The sequence below is a fragment of the Pirellulales bacterium genome (assembly GCA_019636335.1).
Lineage (GTDB): Bacteria > Planctomycetota > Planctomycetia > Pirellulales > JAEUIK01 > JAHBXR01.
This window is the reverse complement of the sequence record JAHBXR010000001.1, coordinates 290,763-308,365: the sequence shown is the minus strand read 5'-3', so window position 1 is coordinate 308,365 and position 17,603 is coordinate 290,763. Positions and strand designations below refer to the sequence as shown.

Genomic DNA, 17,603 nt, shown 5'->3' with positions numbered 1-17,603 from the left:
GGGAGTAGAAAATCCCGCGGAGCGCTCGTTCACAGTGTTTCGCCCACGGCGATCGGGGCGGGCCGCCCCGGCACCTCTCCCTGCCGATTGCGGTAGGCAATCAGCTCGGCCAGGATGCTCACGGCGATCTCCGGCACCGTCTGCGAGCCGATATCGATGCCGACCGGGGCGAAGACCTTGGCCAGTGCCTCGGGTGAGACCCCGGCCGCGAGCAGGTCGTCGAAGATTAGCTTGATCTTTCGCTTGCTGCCGATCATGCCGACGTAACGCGCGCCGCGCTCGGCCAGGTGAAACAAGGCCTCTTCGTCATGATTGTGGCCGCGCGTCACGATCAAGGCATAAGTATCGCTCGTGATGTCGATGTCGCGCAGCACGCGGCCAATGGGCCCTGCAATACGGCGCACGGCCCGCGGAAAACGCTCGGCCGTGATATACTCCTCGCGATCGTCGAGCACCCAAACGTCGAAATCCAAATCCACCGCTAATTGCCCCACGGCGTGGCCAATGTGCCCCCCGCCGACGATCAACAACCGGCAGCGCGACAACGTCGGTAGATAGGCAATGCCCTGCACGGCGCTCGGCTGCGGACGATCGGCGACCTCGCCCAATTGCTCGCGCAGCCGCACGAGCGCCGTGTGGTCTGCCTGCGCGGCATGGCGATGGGCGGCCAGTCGGCCCGACGCATTGAACAGATAGGCGGCCGGCACGGGCAAACCACTCTTTTCCCGGTCGAAGACGATGCATTCGGTGAGGCCCTCGGTCCGCTGCAGCAGTTGATCGAGCGTCGCGAAATAGTCCCCCAGGTCGGCCGCCACTCGGATCGGCTCGACCAAGATCCGCATGCGCCCGCCACAGATCAGGCCGTCGTCCCAGCCGTAGTCGTCGTCGAGTTGGAAGGAGAGCACCTCGGCGGGCCCCTCGTCCAGGATCTTCAATGCCCGACGCTTGACCTCGGCCTCGACACAGCCTCCCCCCAGGGTGCCGGCCTGCGAACCATCGGGAAAGACGAGCATGGCGGCCCCGGCCTTCTGCGGCGTGGAGCCCCGTGTCTCGACGAGGCGGCAATAGGCGACTTCGTCCCCCGCTTCCACGGTCGTCAGTAGCTGGCGGATCAGGTCGCGCATGGAAGGGCCATTGAGTGAACGAGGCGGGCAAGGACGATTCCACTGTATCTCCACGTCTTCCAGCGCACCAGTGGCAGGCGGATCGTGGCACGCTCGCCAAACGTCGTATTCGGCAGCGAGCGACGCACTGTTTGGTCTGCGACGATCCGTGGACTAGAATGCCGCGATTCCCGGCCGCGCGTGGTCGATTTTGGAACGAGTTTTGAGGAGAGTTGCCGCATGTGGCGTAAGCAGATTGCCGTGCGCAAGAGTTTCGAGGTGCTGGCCGCCGAGATGGCGGGCGAACACCGCTTGAAGCGCGTCCTGGGACCGATCTCGCTCACTTCGCTCGGCGTGGGGGCCATCATCGGAGCGGGCATCTTCGTCGTCACCGGGCGTGCTGCCGCACTCGACGCCGGTCCCGCCATCATCATCTCCTACATGGTCGCGGCGCTTGGTTGCGCCTTTGCCGCGCTGTGCTACGCCGAGTTTGCCGCCATGGCCCCCGTGGCCGGCAGCGCCTACACCTACGCCTACGCCACGCTCGGCGAGCTCTTCGCCTGGATCATCGGTTGGGATCTGATCCTCGAGTACGCCATGAGCTGTGCCGTGGTCGCTTCGGCCTGGACGGGATATCTCAACGAATTGCTGGCCGCTGCCGGGCTGCCCAGGCTACCGGCACAGTTATGTACCGATCCGCTCACCAAAATACCTGGCACCGAGACGTACGGCCTGCTGAATCTGCCCGCGGCGATCATCGTGCTCATCGTCACCACCGTGCTGGTCGTGGGCATCCGCGAGAGCGCCACGACGAACGCCGTGATGGTCGTCGTCAAGCTGGCCGTGGTGCTCTTCGTCATTGCCCTGGGTGTCTGGTACGTGCAGAGTTCGAACTGGACCGGTATCCCGGTCACGGAACGCGTGGTTTCAGAGCAAGAAGGTTCGAAGTGGGGTATCCTGGGGCTGGTCGGTGTCGACCGTTTGCTGCAGCCGCTCGACGACTCGGTCCGCTCCCCCTTCGCCCCCTACGGCTTCTCGGGGATCATGGTCGGCGCGGCCATCGTCTTCTTCGCGTTCATCGGCTTCGACTCCGTTTCCACGCATGCGGAAGAAGCCCGCAATCCGCAGCGCGACGTGCCGATCGCGATTATTGTTTCTCTCATCGGCTGCACCATCCTCTACGTGGCGGTGGCGGCCGTCATCACGGGCATGGTCCCTTATCCCAAAATAGATCTGCACGCGCCGATTGCCGACGCCTTTGGCCGTGTGGCGCGCGAGAACCAAAGCGTCCTCCTGCGCGGAGCCACTTTCTTCATCGCCTTGGGAGCGCTGGCCGGCATGTCGAGCGTCATGCTGGTGACCTTCCTCAGCCAGGCACGCGTCTTCATGGCCATGTCGCGCGACGGGCTGCTCCCGCAGGTCTTCGGCCAGATCCATCCGCGCTTCGCCACGCCCCACCTGGCGACGATGCTCACCGGCGCGTGCATCTCCGTGACCGCCGCCTTTACGAACATCGTGATGCTGGGAGAAATGGTAAACATCGGCACCCTGCTGGCCTTCGTGGCTGTCTGTGCCTCGGTGTTGATCCTCCGCCGCACGCGCCCCGACGTGCCACGGCCGTTCCGCTGTCCGGCGCTTTACGTCGTCGCGCCGATGGGCATCGTCGTCAACCTGATCATGATGCTCTTCCTCCCCTTGGATACCTGGATCCGGCTGGCCGTCTGGCTGGTGATCGGCCTCGTCATCTATTTTCTCTACAGCCGCTGGCACAGCGTGATGGGCCAGGCGCTGTGGAAGGAATACGCCACCCAGGGCTTCTCCCCAACCGACGCGCCGCTGAAGAAAGACTGACGAGCGTGCCGATCGAGCAACTGCTCGAGACAAGACACAACAACTGAAACAACCCCGAAGTCGCAAGATGGCCGGTGTCGCGCAGCGACAAGAGGACAAGTGAGATCCCACCATCTCACCTCCACCCCAAGCACAACTGCTATGTAACCACTCCGCGCGAGCTCTGGAAACGGAAGGTACTCTACTCGGGCAGCGGTTTGCCCTTCGTCTCGGGGCAGAACCAGATCAACACCAGACCTACGAGATAGATGAGCGAGATGGTCGCACCGGCGCGGGCATAGTCCTCGTCGAACCACTGCACGAGCTGCCCCATGGCCAGCACGCCGGCCGCCGCCAGGATGCGGCCAAAGTTGAAGCTGAACCCCTGCCCCGTCGCCCGCACCGCCGTGCGAAACAGCTCGGGCAGGTAGAACGGCAGCCAGCCGTAAAATGACGCCGTGCAGAGTCCCACCAGGAACACCAGTGCGAGGAACGTCGGCCCATATTCGTGCTCTCCCAAAAAGAGCAACATGGCCGAGCCGAGCGACGCCAGGCAGAGGAGCGAGTAGGACACCCGCCGCCCGAGCTTATCGCCGAGCCAGGCAGCGAGCATCGTCCCGATAATCGCACCGCTGGCCGAGGCGATGCCCGAATAGGCCTTGGCCGTGGGGTTCGTTCCCCCCGTCAGTTGATCGGCCCAGAGCGTGATCCATTGCGTGGCGCCCCACGTGCCCACCAGGGCAATGCCGCCGACTCCCGCCCCCATGAACATGTGCGTGATCGTGCCGCGTACTTCGCTTGCGGCCGATGACCCCGCGGCACTACCGGCACGCTGCAGATAACGCGTGACGGGATAGGCGTAACCCACGATGGCAATCACCAGTCCCACGAGCGAGACGGCCGCTCGCAACGCCAGGCTATGGGCCAGCGTGCCGCCGAAGAGGCTGGTCTCGTCCACGGTCCAGACGTAGATCATCGCGCAAGGGCCGATCGCCCCGATGAGCACCGCCACGAGATCGGCCGCCGCCCAGTGACTCGTCGAGCCACGCTCGTGCTCCTGCTGCCAGCGCTCCGATTCCGGCACGAAGATGCGAATGAACAGCGTCAGCAGCGCCGGCACGGCCCCCATCATGAGCATGATCCGCCAGCCCGAGTTGCGCACGAGCCAATCGACGGTCTCGGCCGAGAACATCGCGCCCAGCAGGTCGGAGAGCATGCCCAGCACCGCCGTCAGGCCCAACCCCACGGTGGCGATCAGCAAGAAACCGACGTTCGACGCCGCGCCGATCAAGCCGGCCAGAAACGAGCGCGAGCGATTGGGCCAGACCTCCATCACGAGCGCGACCCCCAGCGACCACTCGCCCCCCATCCCCAACGCCGAGATAAAGCGAAACGCCGCGATCTGCTCGGCACTGCCGGCGATGCCGCAGATGCCGGTGAAAATGGCGTACGTGAAGACACTCAACATCATGGCCCGCACGCGCCCCAGGCGGTCCCCCAGCCAGCCGAAGAGGACGCCTCCCGTGGCCGCGCCGACAAGGAAACCTGCCGAGATGGCCGAGTTCCAACGGGCAATGACGCCATCGTCCACGGCCCCCAGCAGATCGATGAGCGCCGGCCGGGCGACGAGCGGGAAGAGTCCCATTTCGAGCCCGTCGAACATCCAACCCAACAGCGCCGCGGCGAGCACCAGGTAATGCCCGACGCCGATCCGAGCATCCTGTGCCACGGGGGTGATCGCTGCTGCCAGGGCATCGCGAGCGACCTGCTCGCGCGAGGTGGAATGCGACATGCGATGAACCTTATTCCACGGTGGCGGGAGGCGCGCCGTCGAAGACACGCTCTAGTATTTCCTCGGCCGGCGGACGCGTGAGCAGACTCACCACCACCCCCGCGACGAGCGACACGAGCAAACCCCAGACCACCGGATCGACCCCCGCCAGATAATAGGGACGAAACGAGGTCTGCGGTCCGATCATCGGATCGGCGGCCAGCACCTCGAGCTCGGGCCACAGTCCGGCCAACTTCGGTCCGCCGATGCCCAGCACGAACAAAACCAGCACCGTGCCCGCTCCGGAGAGCATCGCCGACAGTACGCCGGCCAGCGTCGCCCGGCGCCAGAAGGCGATCATCAAGGCCGGCACGGCAAACGTGGCGGCTTGCCCGGTGCCACTGAACACGACGATCGCCTGCAGGTATTGCACGGGCTGGATGTTCGCCAGCACGGCAATGCCACCGACGACCACCATCGCCAGGTAGGTCAGCCGCTTGATCTCTCCTTCGTTCGCCGCACGATCGATAAACCGTTGATAGACGTCGCGCACGAGCCCCGAGGCGATCACCACCAGATACGAGCTCACCGTGGCCATCACCGCGCCAAAGGGCGCGGCCAGGATCAGGCCGGCGATGAACGAGCCACCGAACCAATCGCGCGTGGTGGCCAGCGCCAACCGGGGAATGATCTCGTCCGAGGCGGCGATGTTCGGCATCAACGCCCGCCCCGAGACGCACACGCACATCAACCCCAGGTAGATGACGATGTTGTACGCGCCCAGGAGCACGATCGAACGGCGCAGCGTCTGGCTGTTGCTGCACGCCATGACGCGCACCAGGCTCGAGGGGGAGCCGACCCCGGCGAAGACCCACAGGAAAAAGAACGAGAAGGCCAGCCCCAAGGGGAGAAACTGCCGCTCGTCGCTCGAGAAGCCTGGCCCAAAAGCAAAGCCAGGCCCGGTCGCCTCCACCGCGCTGCGCGTGGCCTGCTCGAGTCCTCCCACCAGCGGCAGCGCGAGCATGAGGAGCAGCACGACCCCCACGAACATCAGGATGCTTTGGAATAAATCGGTCCACACCGAGGCCAGGAAGCCTCCCATCATCGTGTAGCCGACCACCGTCAAGGCGAACACGCCCAGGCCGAAGTAATACGCGCGGTCGACGCCGCCGGGAGTATCCTCGGCCAGCGACAGCGCCCCCGTGCCGGGCAGAGAGAGCTTCATCACGATCGCGCCGGCCTTGAACTGGGCAATCATCATGAACGTGAGAAAGAACATGATCAGCAGCGAGGCGACCAATCCCACGCCCGCGCTGCCGAAGCGCTCGCGAAACAGGTCGGGCACGGTCACCGCGCCCGTGCGGCGCGAGAGCTGCGCCATGCGTTTGCCGAGCACGGCGAAGCCCGAGATCGGCACGACCATATAGGCGGCAATCCAGAGCGCCACGATCCAGCCGTGCGTGTAGACGAGCGACGGAAAGCCCATGAACGTGCCGCCGCTTTGCACGGTGGCCGTGAGTGCCATGGCCCAGGCCCCCAGCCCGCGGTTGCCGAGAAAGTATCCGCGGACGAACGATCCCTTCCGCACGGCCCGCTGCGCGGCCGCCCCCAGCCAGACCGAGGCCACGATCACGGCCAAGAGCGCCGCGGCGGTACCGAGCCCAGGTTCGTAGGGAGCGTTGTTCACGGCTGCCCCTCGCCGAACTCGTCGGCCCACTCGTCGCCGACATCCTCGCCGAACGGCTCGTCGGTCATGTAGCACATGGCGAAGACGCTCGACACGACGAACGCCGCGATCCAGGGCACGACAATACCCCAGAAGACCCAGTCCGGAAAGCCAAGCACGAAGGTCAGATCGTCGATCGAGCGGTCATAGCCGAACGCGAGGCAATAGCCGACCGAATAGCACATCGTGATGACGTAGATCACGCCCGTGATGATCGCCTCGCGCCGGGCACTGGCGAGCAACGGATCGTGAAAGCGTGCGGTCATCGGAGAGGCGCCTCGAGGGAGGTAGGACGGGCAATCACTCGGGCAGCGGCTGGCCACGCGTTTCCGGCGCAAAGGGGAGCGCCAACAATCCCAACAGGAAGACGGCACACATCGTGACGCCGGCGGCACGCATGGGCTCGGGGTCGCCGGCAAACACGCGCCCCGTCAGCAGCCCGAGCGCCGAAGGCCCGATCGCCGCCACGAATCGCCCCACGTTGTAACAGAACGACGTGCCCGTGCTGCGCAGCCGTGTGGGAAACAACTCGGGAAAGTAGATGGCAAAGCCCCCGAATAACGACAACTGGCAGAAGCCCATCAGCGGGATCATCCAGAATACCTCGCTGAACTGGTCGAGATTCCAGAAGACGAAGGCCGTGCTCGCCATCGCCGCCAGGTACGACAAGGCAAACGTGGGACGTCGCCCGATGCGATGCGTAATGACACTAAAGGCGTAGATCCCCAGGAAGCCGCCGATGTTCTGCATCACCGACGTGATGCCAATCCAGAACGAAAGTTTTCCCTCGATGGCGGCGCCCGTCAGCCCCTCGGCCTCGAAGCGCTTGCGAAACACGGACTGCAGCAGATCGAAGCTGAAGAAGCCGATGCCCCACAAGCCCACGACGCCTGAGAAGGCCAGCACCAACCCCACGAGTGCATTCTTGCGCCACCGTGGATCGCTAAATAATTCGGCAAACGACCCGAGGTGCTTGCGCGTGGCCGCGTCACTCGCCATCGCGGTCCAACGCTCCGGCTCTTTCAGCCGGCGGCGGATGACTATCGCCAACAGCGCCGGCACCGTACCGATCACGAACATGATGCGCCAGGCGCTACCGATCGCGCCCATCTCGGCCAAACGGCCCAGTGCCATCGTGATCAACGCCGCCGACACGTTGCCGACTGCCGACAGGGCCTGTAACAATCCCAAGGCATGGGGGCGCGCACGGTCAGGCATCACCTCGGCCACCAGCGCTACGCCGACGGCAAACTCGCCACCGACGCCGAGACCGGTCAGAAAGCGGAAGAAACCAAAGCTCCACGTGTCCCACGCCAGCGCGCTCAGGCCCGTGCATAGCGAATAGATCAGGATGGTCCACATCATGGTCTTCGCGCGACCGATGCGGTCGCCGAGGATGCCAAAGATGATGCCCCCCGAGGCCCAACCGATCAGAAAGATCGACGTCGCATACCCGCCATGCTGCGCCACAAGCTCCTTCGGCGGCGCAACGCCCGGCTCGGGGGCCAGCAACTCGCGCATCGCGGGAACTCGGGCCAGATTGAAAAGCTGCTGGTCCATCGTGTCGAAGAGCCACCCCAAGGCGGCCACGATCAGCACGAACCAGTGATAGCGTGTCAGCTCCCGGTACCAACGATACGGCTTCTGTTCCATGTCGGGATCCAGCGGTGCGCAGCAAACGGGGATGGCGGACGAGCCGCCCCGGCGAGAGTCCAAGTGATAACCAGCCCACGCGGGCGATACAAGCGCGCAGGCAGTTCACAACCCGATTTTCTGACGTCGAGCACGCACGCGATGCGTCATAAGTGGCACAGACTGTCAGCCTGTGCGGCCTCGCGGTAAGCTTTGCCCTGGCCGCGTGATCCTCGCGCCACGTCGATCGAGTCCGCTCCTCGTGTCCGAAAGGTCAACCGAATTGCCCCAAGTTGTCGTCCGCGTTGCCTTGGTCCCTTGCGGCTGCCTGCTGGCACTCGTGCTTCTGTACTCTTCGCACGCTGCGATGGCCGCCGAGCCCCCTGCGCCCGGGCGAAAAGTCGATCTTGAACGTCTCCGCGCGCGGTTGCCCGAGGGGGTGCTGCGCTGGGGGGGCGATGTCGAAGGGGGCGCCCCCTACCAATTGCTCGATCCCGACAATCCGCGCCGCGTGATCGGCTTCGAGGTCGATTTGGCCAATTCGCTGGCCACCATCATGTCGCGGCAGTGCGGCTTCGAGATCCGTGCCGAGTTCGTCCAATACAGTTGGGACACGCTCTATCCCGGCCTGGTGAACCGCGACTTCGACGTCATCATCAGCGGCTACGAGATGACCGAGGAGCGCCGCCGGCAGGTGCGCTTTACGCGCCCCTATTACGTCTATTCGCAGCAGCTCGTCGTGCGCGAGAATGAGGACCACATTCGCTCGCTCGACGATTGTCTCGACAAATCGGTCGGCACGCTCGCCGGGACCGCGGCCGAGCGCCTGCTCGAACAGCGCGGCGTGGCCAGGATCGTCGGCTTCGAGGGACAGGTTGAACCGTATGTCGATCTTGAATTAGGCCGCGTCGACGCGGTGCTGCTCGACTGGCCCATCGCTATTTTCTACGCCAGCACAAACCCGAAATTAAAATTCGTCGGCGAGAACATCGGCCAGGGCACGTACGGCATCGGCCTGCGACCCGACGACGAAAATCTCGCCGCGGCGCTCGACAATGCCCTCGATGAACTAATCGCCTCGGGCGAACTATTAAAAATCCTCCGCCGCTGGCACATCTGGAACCCCAGCCAGGCGGCGCTCGCCCTGGCCCCCGCGCGCAGCGACGAGCTGGCCGCGCTCGGCTTCGACGCCAATGGCAGTCCCGTCCAACCACCTCCTTCGCCGCCGGCCGACGCCGTCGACATCAACATCGTGGCCCGATCGGCCGAGTCGTGGACCATTTGGCATTATACACCACTCTTGGTCGAGGCCGCCGGCACGACGATCTATCTCTCGATCGCCTCGATGCTCGTGGCCGTGGCGATCGGATTGGTCGTCTGCGTGCTGCACCTCTACGGCCCTCGGCCGCTGCAATGGCTGGCCATCGCCTACGTCGAATTCTTCCGCGGCGTGCCCCTCTTGCTCTTGTTGTTCTCGCTCTACTTCGGTCTGCCGACGTTCGGCCTCGAGCTCGAGGCCGTCTGGACGGCGATCCTGGGCTTCGGCCTCGCCTTTGGCGCCTACGAGGCCGAGGTCTACCGCAGCGCGATCAGTTCCGTGCCGCGCGGACAATGGGAAGCGGCCCGGGCGCTCGGCATGTCCGAACCCCTCGCCTTTCGCCGCATCATCCTGCCCCAGGCGCTGCAAACCGCCCTCGGCCCGATGACAAACGACTTCGTCGCCCTGTTCAAGGACACGAGCCTCGTGAGCGTCATCGCCGTGCGCGAACTGACCAAGGAGTACCTCGTCCTGTCGCGCTCGAGCCTGAAATTCGTCGAGCTCGGGCTCCTCACCGCGTTGCTCTACCTCGCGATGTCGATCCCGCTCGGCTACCTTTCGCGCTACTTCGAACGCCGCTGGGGAGTGCCGAAGTGAGCGTTGCTGCGGCCTATCTCGAGATTGAGCAACTCGTCGTTCGCTTTGGCGACCGTCGCGTGCTGGAAGGGGTCGACCTTTCGGTGAGCGCCGGCGAGACCGTCGCCCTCATCGGGCCTAGCGGCGGGGGCAAGTCCACCTTGTTGCGCTGCGTGAATGGGCTGTGCCCCTTCCGCTCCGGTCGCATTCGAGTCGGCGAGCTTGAGCTAGCGCCCGATCCCCACTCGCTGCGCGATGAGGCCGCCGTGCCGCAAATGCTCGGCCCCGTGGGAGACATTCGCCGCGCGATGGGGATGGTCTTCCAGGATTTTCAGTTGTTCCCCCACTTGAGCGTCTTGGGCAACGTCGTCGAGGCGCCGATCCGTGTCCTCGGTCAACCGCGCGAACAGGCCGAAGCGACGGCCATCGAGCTATTGGCGCGCGTGGGGCTCGCCGATCGCCGTGACGCGAAGCCGCATCAACTCTCCGGCGGGCAGAAACAGCGTGTGGCGATTGCCCGCGCCCTGGCGATGGGCCCCAAGGGGTTGCTCTGCGACGAGATCACCAGCGCCCTCGATCCCGCGCTCAAGCACGAGGTGCTCGGCGTGCTCGAGGATCTCAAGCAAGAGGGCATGACCCTGGTCGTTGTGACGCACGAGATCGGCTTCGCCCGTCGTTCGGCCGACCGCGTCGTGGTGCTCGCCGACGGCCTGGCCATCGAACAAGGCCCGCCCGAACAGGTAATCGACGCCCCACAAGAAAAACGCACACAAGAATTTCTGCGAAACGTGCTGGCTTGAGGCGTTACTTTCGCGACACGATCACCGGTTCAGCACGCCATTCGCCCATCTCATCCCACGGCCAGAGCGGTCGCGGAATGTTCCGATACTCGTACTTCCAAAAGTCGGGGGGAGCACAGCCGGGCGCTGTCGTGTGCAAGATCAGCCGCGCGTGTGGTTCGTAGGCCGCTCGAAATCCGCAGGGGCTTTTCGCTACCAGCACGTCGGCGGCCAGCGGATCGAGTCCCGCCGCGCGGAACAGCTCCGGCGCGAAGTGCGGCCCCGAGCGCGATGTGACGACGATCCGCACGTCTCCTACCCGCAGCACGGCGGACGGCCCCATATCGATCGCCAGTTTATGCGCCAAATGGCCCGACAGGACAAACTCCGCCTCGAACAAGCGTTCGACGGTCGCCGTCACGTGGATCGGTCGAGCAAATCGCGTATCGCGCCGCCCGCCGAGATCGACTTCTACGCTTGCTTCCTGACCTGCATTCTTCGCTATTGCCACAATCTCCGGTGCAACCAGCGTGACGAGCGCGCCGTTTGGCCAGCGATGCTTCAACAACTCACCCAGCAGCCAGATGCTGTCCCCCGGGGCGCCCGACGTTGTGGCATCAGCGCCGTCCCCCAGCACGATCAATCGCTTCTCGGCCGGCGTTGTCACATCGCCTAGCGCCGCGGCCTGCTGGACGGACTCTTCAAACGGCACCAGCTCAGGCAAATACTCCCGGCGGCGGCGCCAAAACTCGTCGCTCAGCTCGCGGCAGATCTCCTCGGCACGCTCAGCATCGTCATCGGTAACAATCGTCACCGTCGTGCCAAACTCCGGAATATCGAGCCACGGCTGTACCGTGCAAAGCCCTGCCGCCAGCACCCCCGGCGCGGCCTCGAGCGCGATCAGCCGATCTTTGAACTCGCGGCTCATGCCCGCGGCCGCTTGCGTGTTCGCCTTTTCGGCCGGCACGACCGCCGGAATTTTTTGATATGCCGTCACTGGACGAGCGCCTTCGATCAGAATTCGCCGCAACGCCCGAGCGCCGCGGCGGCCCGTCTCGATCACATCGATGTGAGGTGCCGTGTGAAATGTGACGAGCACGTCGGCCCCCCGCACCATCGCCTCGGTGACGTTGGCGTGCAGATCGAGCGTGGCCACGATCGGCAGCTTCGGTCCCACGAGTTCGCGCAGCGCCGCGAGAATCTCTCCCTCGACGTCGGGATGCCCCTCGGCGGTCATGGCCCCGTGCAGCGCGAGCAATAACGCCTCGACCGGCAACGCCTCTCGTACAGCCGTGACCATTTCGTCCTGCAGCCATGCGAACGTCTCGGCGGTGGCCGTACCGCTGGGCCAGGCGGGCAAGCGCACCAGCCCCACGATCTCCGGCTGCTCGGGCCAGGCCCGCAGCGACTCGATAAAGCCTCCCAGCTCGTTCGTCTCGGCCATCTGCTCGACCATCTCATCTCCGCGCAGCACGCCGAACTGCTCGAAGTCGGCACGCGTCGTCGGAAGCGGGTTGAGCGTGTTCGTCTCTTGCCAGAGCTGGCCAATCGCGATGCGCATATCGGTTCGCTTCCTCCTAAGCCGGCGCGCGCAGCGAGCCGATGGCATCATCGAGACGATCGAGCACGGCGTCGACGTCCGCCATCGTCGTGGCAGCGCAGAACCCATGATGACAAGGGGCGCCGCCATAATCGTGAAGATAAACGCCGCGGTCGATGGCCGCCTTGATGAAACGCAGCATCATCACGCGATCGTGCTGCTGGGCATCGCGATAGTCGCGTACCTCGTCGGTAATGCCGAAGTAAATGCCGCAACGTGCCCCGAGCCCCTGCACGCGGCCGGGGACGCCGTGACGAGCCAGACTTTCCTTCATGCCCGCGAAGAGCCTCTCGCCGATTGCGCGGATGTGATCGTAGAAGCCCGGCTCGCGATAGGCCCGTACCGCCGCCAGCGCCGCCGCGACCGCCACGGGATGGCCGTTGTAGGTGCCGCTGTGCTGGCAATCGCCCTGCGGCATCAAGCGATCCATGATTTCGCGGCGCCCGCCAAAGACGCTCAGTGGATATCCTCCCCCAACGGCTTTGCCCAGCGTACACAGGTCGGGCGTCACCCCCAAATATTCCTGCGCGCCCCCCGGCCCCATGCGAAAGGCACACAGCACCTCGTCGAAGATCAGCACTGTGCCGTGCTCGCGGGTGAGCCGCCGGAGCGAGGTCATGAACTCGGCGGTCGGCTTCACGCAGCCGGCGTTGTAGAAAACCGGCTCGCAGATCGCCGCGGCCAGTTCGTGACCGTGCTGGCGGAACGCCTCTTCGAGCAGGTCGGGACGGTTGTACGGCACGACCAACAGGTTTCGCTCGAGCCCTGGCATCACGCCAGTCGAAGTGGCCGAAACTCGCACGTCAGACGACGGATCGTTCCCCACCGTGGGCGACGGCACGAACATTACCTGATCGTGATAGCCGTGAAAATTGCCTTCGAACATCAACAACCGCGTGCGTCCCGTGTAGGCGCGGGCCAGCCGAAGGCAGTGCAGCGTTGCCTCGGTGCCGGCTCCCGTGTAGCGCACCCGCTCGAGGCAGGGCACGCTCTCGCAAAGCAGCCGGGCCAACTCGCCGTGGAGCTCGTTCTCATACGAACAAGGCGCCCCCCGGTCGAGTGCCTGCTCGACCGCCATCCGTACTCGGCTATCGCCATGCCCGAGCAGCGTCGCGCCGTGGCTGCAACACAGGTCGAAGTATTGGTGACCGTCGAGATCCCACAGGTGCGCTCCCTCGGCGCGATCGAACAACAGCGCGTGCCCCAGCGCGCGATTCACCCGTGTCGATGAGGACACGCCCGAGGCCAACGACTCACACGCCTGACGATAGACATCCAACACACGCGACATCGAAGACTCCGGGTAAACATCTAGTCGAGCGATTGCCTTTGCTCCACCCGTCGAAGGGCAACCAGCGCGGCGTCTATCATAGCGAACTCTCTGCCGCGCGTCGGCCGGTCGCGCCGCAACCACCTCGCGCGCGAGGACCACACCTTGTGAAAGATCGCACGATGTTTTCACCCCGAATTTCGCCGCGAGCGGAGAATTCCTTTGACGATTCCTTGTCGCCCAACGTATCCTTTGGGGCGGGAATAGTTCACCTCTGAGCATTCGCTCCCGTTGTTCCCATCGCGTCGGGCATGCACGTCCATCAAAACCCGTGTCCGTGGGAGGCAGTCACTATGCTGGTGCAAGACATCCTTCGCGCCAAAGGTACCAGGGTCCACACGATCGATCCCTCGGTGAGCGTCGAAGAAACCGTCGAGACGCTCGTGCGCAACAATGTCGGCTCGCTCGTCGTCTGCGATGCCGACGGGCACATGCTGGGCATCGTCAGCGAGCGCGACATCCTGCGTTGCATCGCCAAGCATCGCGGCGGTTGCAGCCGTTTGAGCGTCCGCGATCTGATGACGAAGAACGTCGTCACCGGCACTCCGTCGGACGACATCGCCACGGTCATGGGACTGATGACCGACCACCGCATTCGGCATCTACCGATTACCGAGGAAGACCGGCTCGTGGGCATCGTGTCGATCGGCGACGTCGTCAAGGCGCAGCGAGACGAGATGGCGCTCGAGAATCATTATCTCAAGAGCTACATCCAGAGCTGAGGGACGTCGCCGTGCGGCCTTAGCGGCGCGGCGACGATTCTTCCGGCTCCAGGGCGCGCACCTCGATCACGCGATGGCGCGGCGGCTCGTCGTTCGCGGCATCGACAAAAGTCGTGTCGTAGGTGTTCGTGCGCGGGTTCCAGCCCGAGGTGGTCGCCTGCGCGGTGGTCCGCACCACGTAGCGCGCGGCCACCATGCGCCCCACCGCGCGACGCACGGCCGGAACCAAGAGGGCGATGCCCGCGAGATCGCTCAACAGCCCCGGCAGGATCAACAGCGCGCCGGCCAGCAGAATCAGGAGCGCCTCTTGCAGGGCATCGGCCGGCATTTGCCCGGCGCTGAGCTGGCGCTGAATCTCGGTCCAGGCGCGCCAGCCCTGTCGACGTGCCAACATCGTCCCCAAGATCCCCGTCCCCAGCACGATCGCCAGAGTCAGAGGAAAGTTCCCCGTCCACACGGTGAACTTATAGAGCACATACAGCTCGACGAGCGGTACGAGCAGGATCAGCAGCAGCAGGCGAGCGAGCACGTCGTGTCCATCCTCGGGGGTGGAAATGCCCAGCGCCGATAACAGGTGCATGCACGGCGTCGGGCCTCTGCTGCATTCTAGACGCGTCCTGCCCGGGAGAGCAGGCCACCTCCATCCCAGACAACCGATTGCCGGCTAGCGCGTGATCGAAAGTTCGCTCCGACTGGCGAGCTCGTCGTAGCTCTCGGCCTCTTGGGCGTGCCCCAACTCGGCATGCATGCTGGACAAATTGCCATAGCCGATCGCTAGCGCCTCGGGATGCAGGATCCCCTTGTCCACGGCGCGCTCCATCAATTCGACCCCCCGGGTCGTCAACCGTACGGCCTCCTCGCGGTCTCCCGTTTCCCAGTACGACACCGCCATGCTGACGAACGTCTCTCCCTGCCGGCCAATGTCGGCCATGGCCGAGGCCGGAATCGGCTGCTCCATCAGCGGCACCGCCTGGTTGAACCAGGAAATCGCCTGGCCGTGGTCCTTGGCGTGCGCCAGGTGGATCGCCCCCAGTCGGAAATAGAGGCGTCCCATCAGGTAATCGTGCCCGGGTAGGTCCCGACGATCGGATTCCGCCTCGCGGAGAAACTTCACCGCGAGCGGACCATATTCGAGGGCACGTCCATACTCGCGACGCATGTGGTAGACCTGCACGGCATCGTAGAGCACCATGCCCAGTTCCCACTCGAGACGGCGACGGTACCAGGGGTCCGTCGCCTGGTCGATCAGTTGCTGCCCCGTTTTCACCGTTTCTTCGGTCCAGTACGTGGGGTCGGCGGCACCCTGCATGCCCACGTAGGCCGCCAGCGCCTGCTGACAGATGCGGAAGTGATAATCGCCGGGGGCGTCGCCGCGCTGCACGGCGGCCGCCGCGATCTCGTCGGCCTGGGCGATCCACTTCGGCACGACGTCTTCCTTGTGATTCCACGAGCCCCAGGCAATGTCGCGTGCGACGGACAGATGCGCGGAAACCAGAACCTCCTGCGCCGCGCGACGCTCGGCCACCTTGGCTTCTTCCACCAGCGGCCGCGCGAGCTTGATCGCCTGCACGTGGTGCTCCATCGCCCGCTTGTAGTCGCGCGCCGGACCCGCCGCGACGATGTCTCCCTTGAGCAGGGTGGCGCGGGCCTCGGTCGCCACGGGCAACTTGGCCAGAGCCAACACGGCATCGCACTGCGCTAGGGCGTCGGCGTACTTGCCGGTGAGGCTCAGAATTTTGGCTTTCGTGAGCAAATACTCCGCCTCGAGCGGTACCTGTTCGAGCGCCGCTTCGACGGCCACCAGCGCCTCGTGCTCGCGCCCTGTATCCGAAAAGAGCTGCGCTCGCAGCCAGTGCGCGCGGTGCTGCGTCGAATCGAGTCGCAAGGCGGTGTCGAGATCGCCAAGCGCCAGTTGATAGTGCAATTGCAGTAGCGCCTCTCCACGCCGCACGAATGGCTCGGCGTCGATCTCCTCGAGAATGATACGGGCCACCTGGCGCCGCTTGCTCTCCGGCGCATAGCTGAAGAGCACGCCACGTTCTGGATAGACTTCACCCAGCGGCGTGCCTACTTCGTCGGGCACGATGACCGGCGGGATATCCTTCATCCCCAACTCGATCGCCAGGCGATCGGCGGCGACCGGTTCGCGAAAACTCACGAAGATCGAGCTGACCAGGTCGTCGATGAGCGTGACCACGACCAGCTCGAACGGCTCGATGGCATACATCTGCTCGACGCGGCCATTCGAATCGACGATCTGCCGCGGCGGACCCCATGCCTGGGACAATTCTTCCGCCGTGGTCGTGCCGGGCTGAACCTCGTTGAAATGCGCCGGCTCGATCTCGACCGTGACGCGCGCCACGGAGGTGTCGGGGGCTTCTTCAACGGCGGTCGACACGGTAGCCGGAGCCGCGGACGGCTGGGGCGCTTCGAACTTGTCGTCGAGGGTTGCACCGCTCGGCACGTCGCTCGCCACTGCCACGCCCGAATTGCTGGGCGCGGTCACCGCAGGGGGCACGACAACTGCCGGTGCTGAGGGGGCCGTCACAACGGTCGGCGGAGTGGCCGATTCGGATTGACGCGCCCGCCCCGCTGCGGCCGGAGCGTCACTCGCCACGGCCATTCCCGGTTCTTGTGAAGCGGCCACCGTGGGCTTCGCACCGGCAGCTTGCTGACGCGACTTTTCCCGCGCGGCGATGCGGGGATCGCCCTTCTCCCCCTGCGAGGTCTCTTTTTTCGGAGCCGTCGGAACCGGTTCGAGCCCCGTGGCGATCGCCTGACCGATCTTGTCCCCCAGGGCCTCGACGTTCTCCCACGACAGGGTGAATTCTGACTTCGACCTGGGATTGTTCTTTTGGGCCTTTGCGGCGGCCTCCGGAGCGGGTGAACGCTGCGATGGGCCAGCCGGATCCGGGGCCTGGGCTGGTCTCGGTTGCTTCGACTTCGGGGTAGCGGTGGGAGGGGCGGCTTTCGGCTTGGGTTGCGAAAGCTCGATTCGATCGTCGTCGCGAGAAACGCTCGTGGCAGCGGCGCGCGGCGCCGAGCGCGAGACTCCCCGCTGTTTGCTACCGGCATCACGCTGCCAGGCCTGGCACGGCGACCCCGTCGCCGCTGTCATCCACCCCACGCCCAAGCCGACCAGCACCGCCAGTCGGCCAAACAAACCAGCCTGCATCGCACGTTCCTCCCTGAAGCGTGCAACCACGAGCGAATCAT

Annotated in this window: 13 protein-coding genes; 4 read left to right on the top strand and 9 right to left on the bottom strand. The window is 64.9% G+C overall.

The window, feature by feature from the left end; genetic code table 11:
• Positions 1–29: 29 nt before the first annotated feature.
• Positions 30–1,124 carry an XdhC family protein gene (locus KF708_01280; GenBank protein ID MBX3411320.1) on the bottom strand — a complete coding sequence of 365 codons (1,095 nt, stop codon included), beginning with the start codon at positions 1,122–1,124 and terminating at the stop codon, positions 30–32.
• Between the two features lie 219 nt (positions 1,125–1,343).
• On the opposite strand from KF708_01280, the gene KF708_01275 reads away from it, so the two are divergent.
• Positions 1,344–2,954, top strand: a complete 1,611-nt coding sequence (locus tag KF708_01275) for an amino acid permease (protein ID MBX3411319.1) — start codon at positions 1,344–1,346, stop codon at positions 2,952–2,954.
• A gap of 181 nt (positions 2,955–3,135) precedes the next feature.
• Here the strand turns inward: KF708_01275 and KF708_01270 are convergent, their stop codons facing one another.
• Genes KF708_01270 through KF708_01255 form a run of 4 tightly spaced genes read right to left on the bottom strand, consistent with a single transcriptional unit; the run spans position 3,136 to position 8,083 of the window.
• Positions 3,136–4,725, bottom strand: coding sequence for an MFS transporter (locus KF708_01270; protein MBX3411318.1), 1,590 nt, complete (start codon positions 4,723–4,725; stop codon positions 3,136–3,138).
• A gap of 10 nt (positions 4,726–4,735) precedes the next feature.
• Positions 4,736–6,421, bottom strand: a complete 1,686-nt coding sequence (locus tag KF708_01265) for a sodium:solute symporter (GenBank protein ID MBX3411317.1) — start codon at positions 6,419–6,421, stop codon at positions 4,736–4,738.
• Positions 6,388–6,696 carry a DUF997 family protein gene (locus KF708_01260; protein MBX3411316.1) on the bottom strand — a complete coding sequence of 103 codons (309 nt, stop codon included), beginning with the start codon at positions 6,694–6,696 and terminating at the stop codon, positions 6,388–6,390. Before KF708_01260 ends, KF708_01265 begins: the two co-directional genes overlap by 34 nt.
• A 34-nt stretch (positions 6,697–6,730) precedes the next feature.
• The gene (locus tag KF708_01255) at positions 6,731–8,083 is read right to left on the bottom strand and encodes an MFS transporter (protein ID MBX3411315.1); all 1,353 of its coding nucleotides are present in this window, start codon (positions 8,081–8,083) and stop codon (positions 6,731–6,733) included.
• A gap of 241 nt (positions 8,084–8,324) precedes the next feature.
• Here KF708_01255 and KF708_01250 point away from each other — a divergent pair, with 241 nt between their 5' ends.
• Both KF708_01250 and KF708_01245 read left to right on the top strand, forming a co-directional pair.
• Complete coding sequence (locus KF708_01250) at positions 8,325–9,977, top strand: ABC transporter permease subunit (GenBank protein ID MBX3411314.1); 1,653 nt, start codon at positions 8,325–8,327, stop codon at positions 9,975–9,977.
• A 23-nt stretch (positions 9,978–10,000) separates the two neighbouring features.
• Positions 10,001–10,756 (top strand): amino acid ABC transporter ATP-binding protein, encoded by a 756-nt coding sequence (locus KF708_01245; GenBank protein MBX3411313.1) that lies wholly within the window; start codon positions 10,001–10,003, stop codon positions 10,754–10,756.
• Positions 10,757–10,760: 4 nt separating this feature from the next.
• Here KF708_01245 and KF708_01240 read toward each other — a convergent pair whose 3' ends face one another.
• Together KF708_01240 and KF708_01235 are read right to left on the bottom strand one after the other, a co-directional pair.
• Positions 10,761–12,296 carry a M81 family metallopeptidase gene (locus tag KF708_01240; GenBank protein MBX3411312.1) on the bottom strand — a complete coding sequence of 512 codons (1,536 nt, stop codon included), beginning with the start codon at positions 12,294–12,296 and terminating at the stop codon, positions 10,761–10,763.
• Positions 12,297–12,312: 16 nt separating this feature from the next.
• Positions 12,313–13,626: an aspartate aminotransferase family protein gene (locus tag KF708_01235; GenBank protein MBX3411311.1), complete on the bottom strand. Its 1,314-nt coding sequence runs from the start codon at positions 13,624–13,626 to the stop codon at positions 12,313–12,315.
• 332 nt (positions 13,627–13,958) lie between these two features.
• Between KF708_01235 and KF708_01230 the strand changes: the two genes are divergently transcribed.
• Complete coding sequence (locus KF708_01230) at positions 13,959–14,387, top strand: CBS domain-containing protein (protein MBX3411310.1); 429 nt, start codon at positions 13,959–13,961, stop codon at positions 14,385–14,387.
• Positions 14,388–14,406: 19 nt separating this feature from the next.
• Here the strand turns inward: KF708_01230 and KF708_01225 are convergent, their stop codons facing one another.
• Complete coding sequence (locus tag KF708_01225; protein MBX3411309.1) at positions 14,407–14,967, bottom strand: FxsA family protein; 561 nt, start codon at positions 14,965–14,967, stop codon at positions 14,407–14,409.
• Between the two features lie 84 nt (positions 14,968–15,051).
• Complete coding sequence (locus KF708_01220; GenBank protein MBX3411308.1) at positions 15,052–17,562, bottom strand: hypothetical protein; 2,511 nt, start codon at positions 17,560–17,562, stop codon at positions 15,052–15,054.
• Positions 17,563–17,603: the final 41 nt, after the last annotated feature.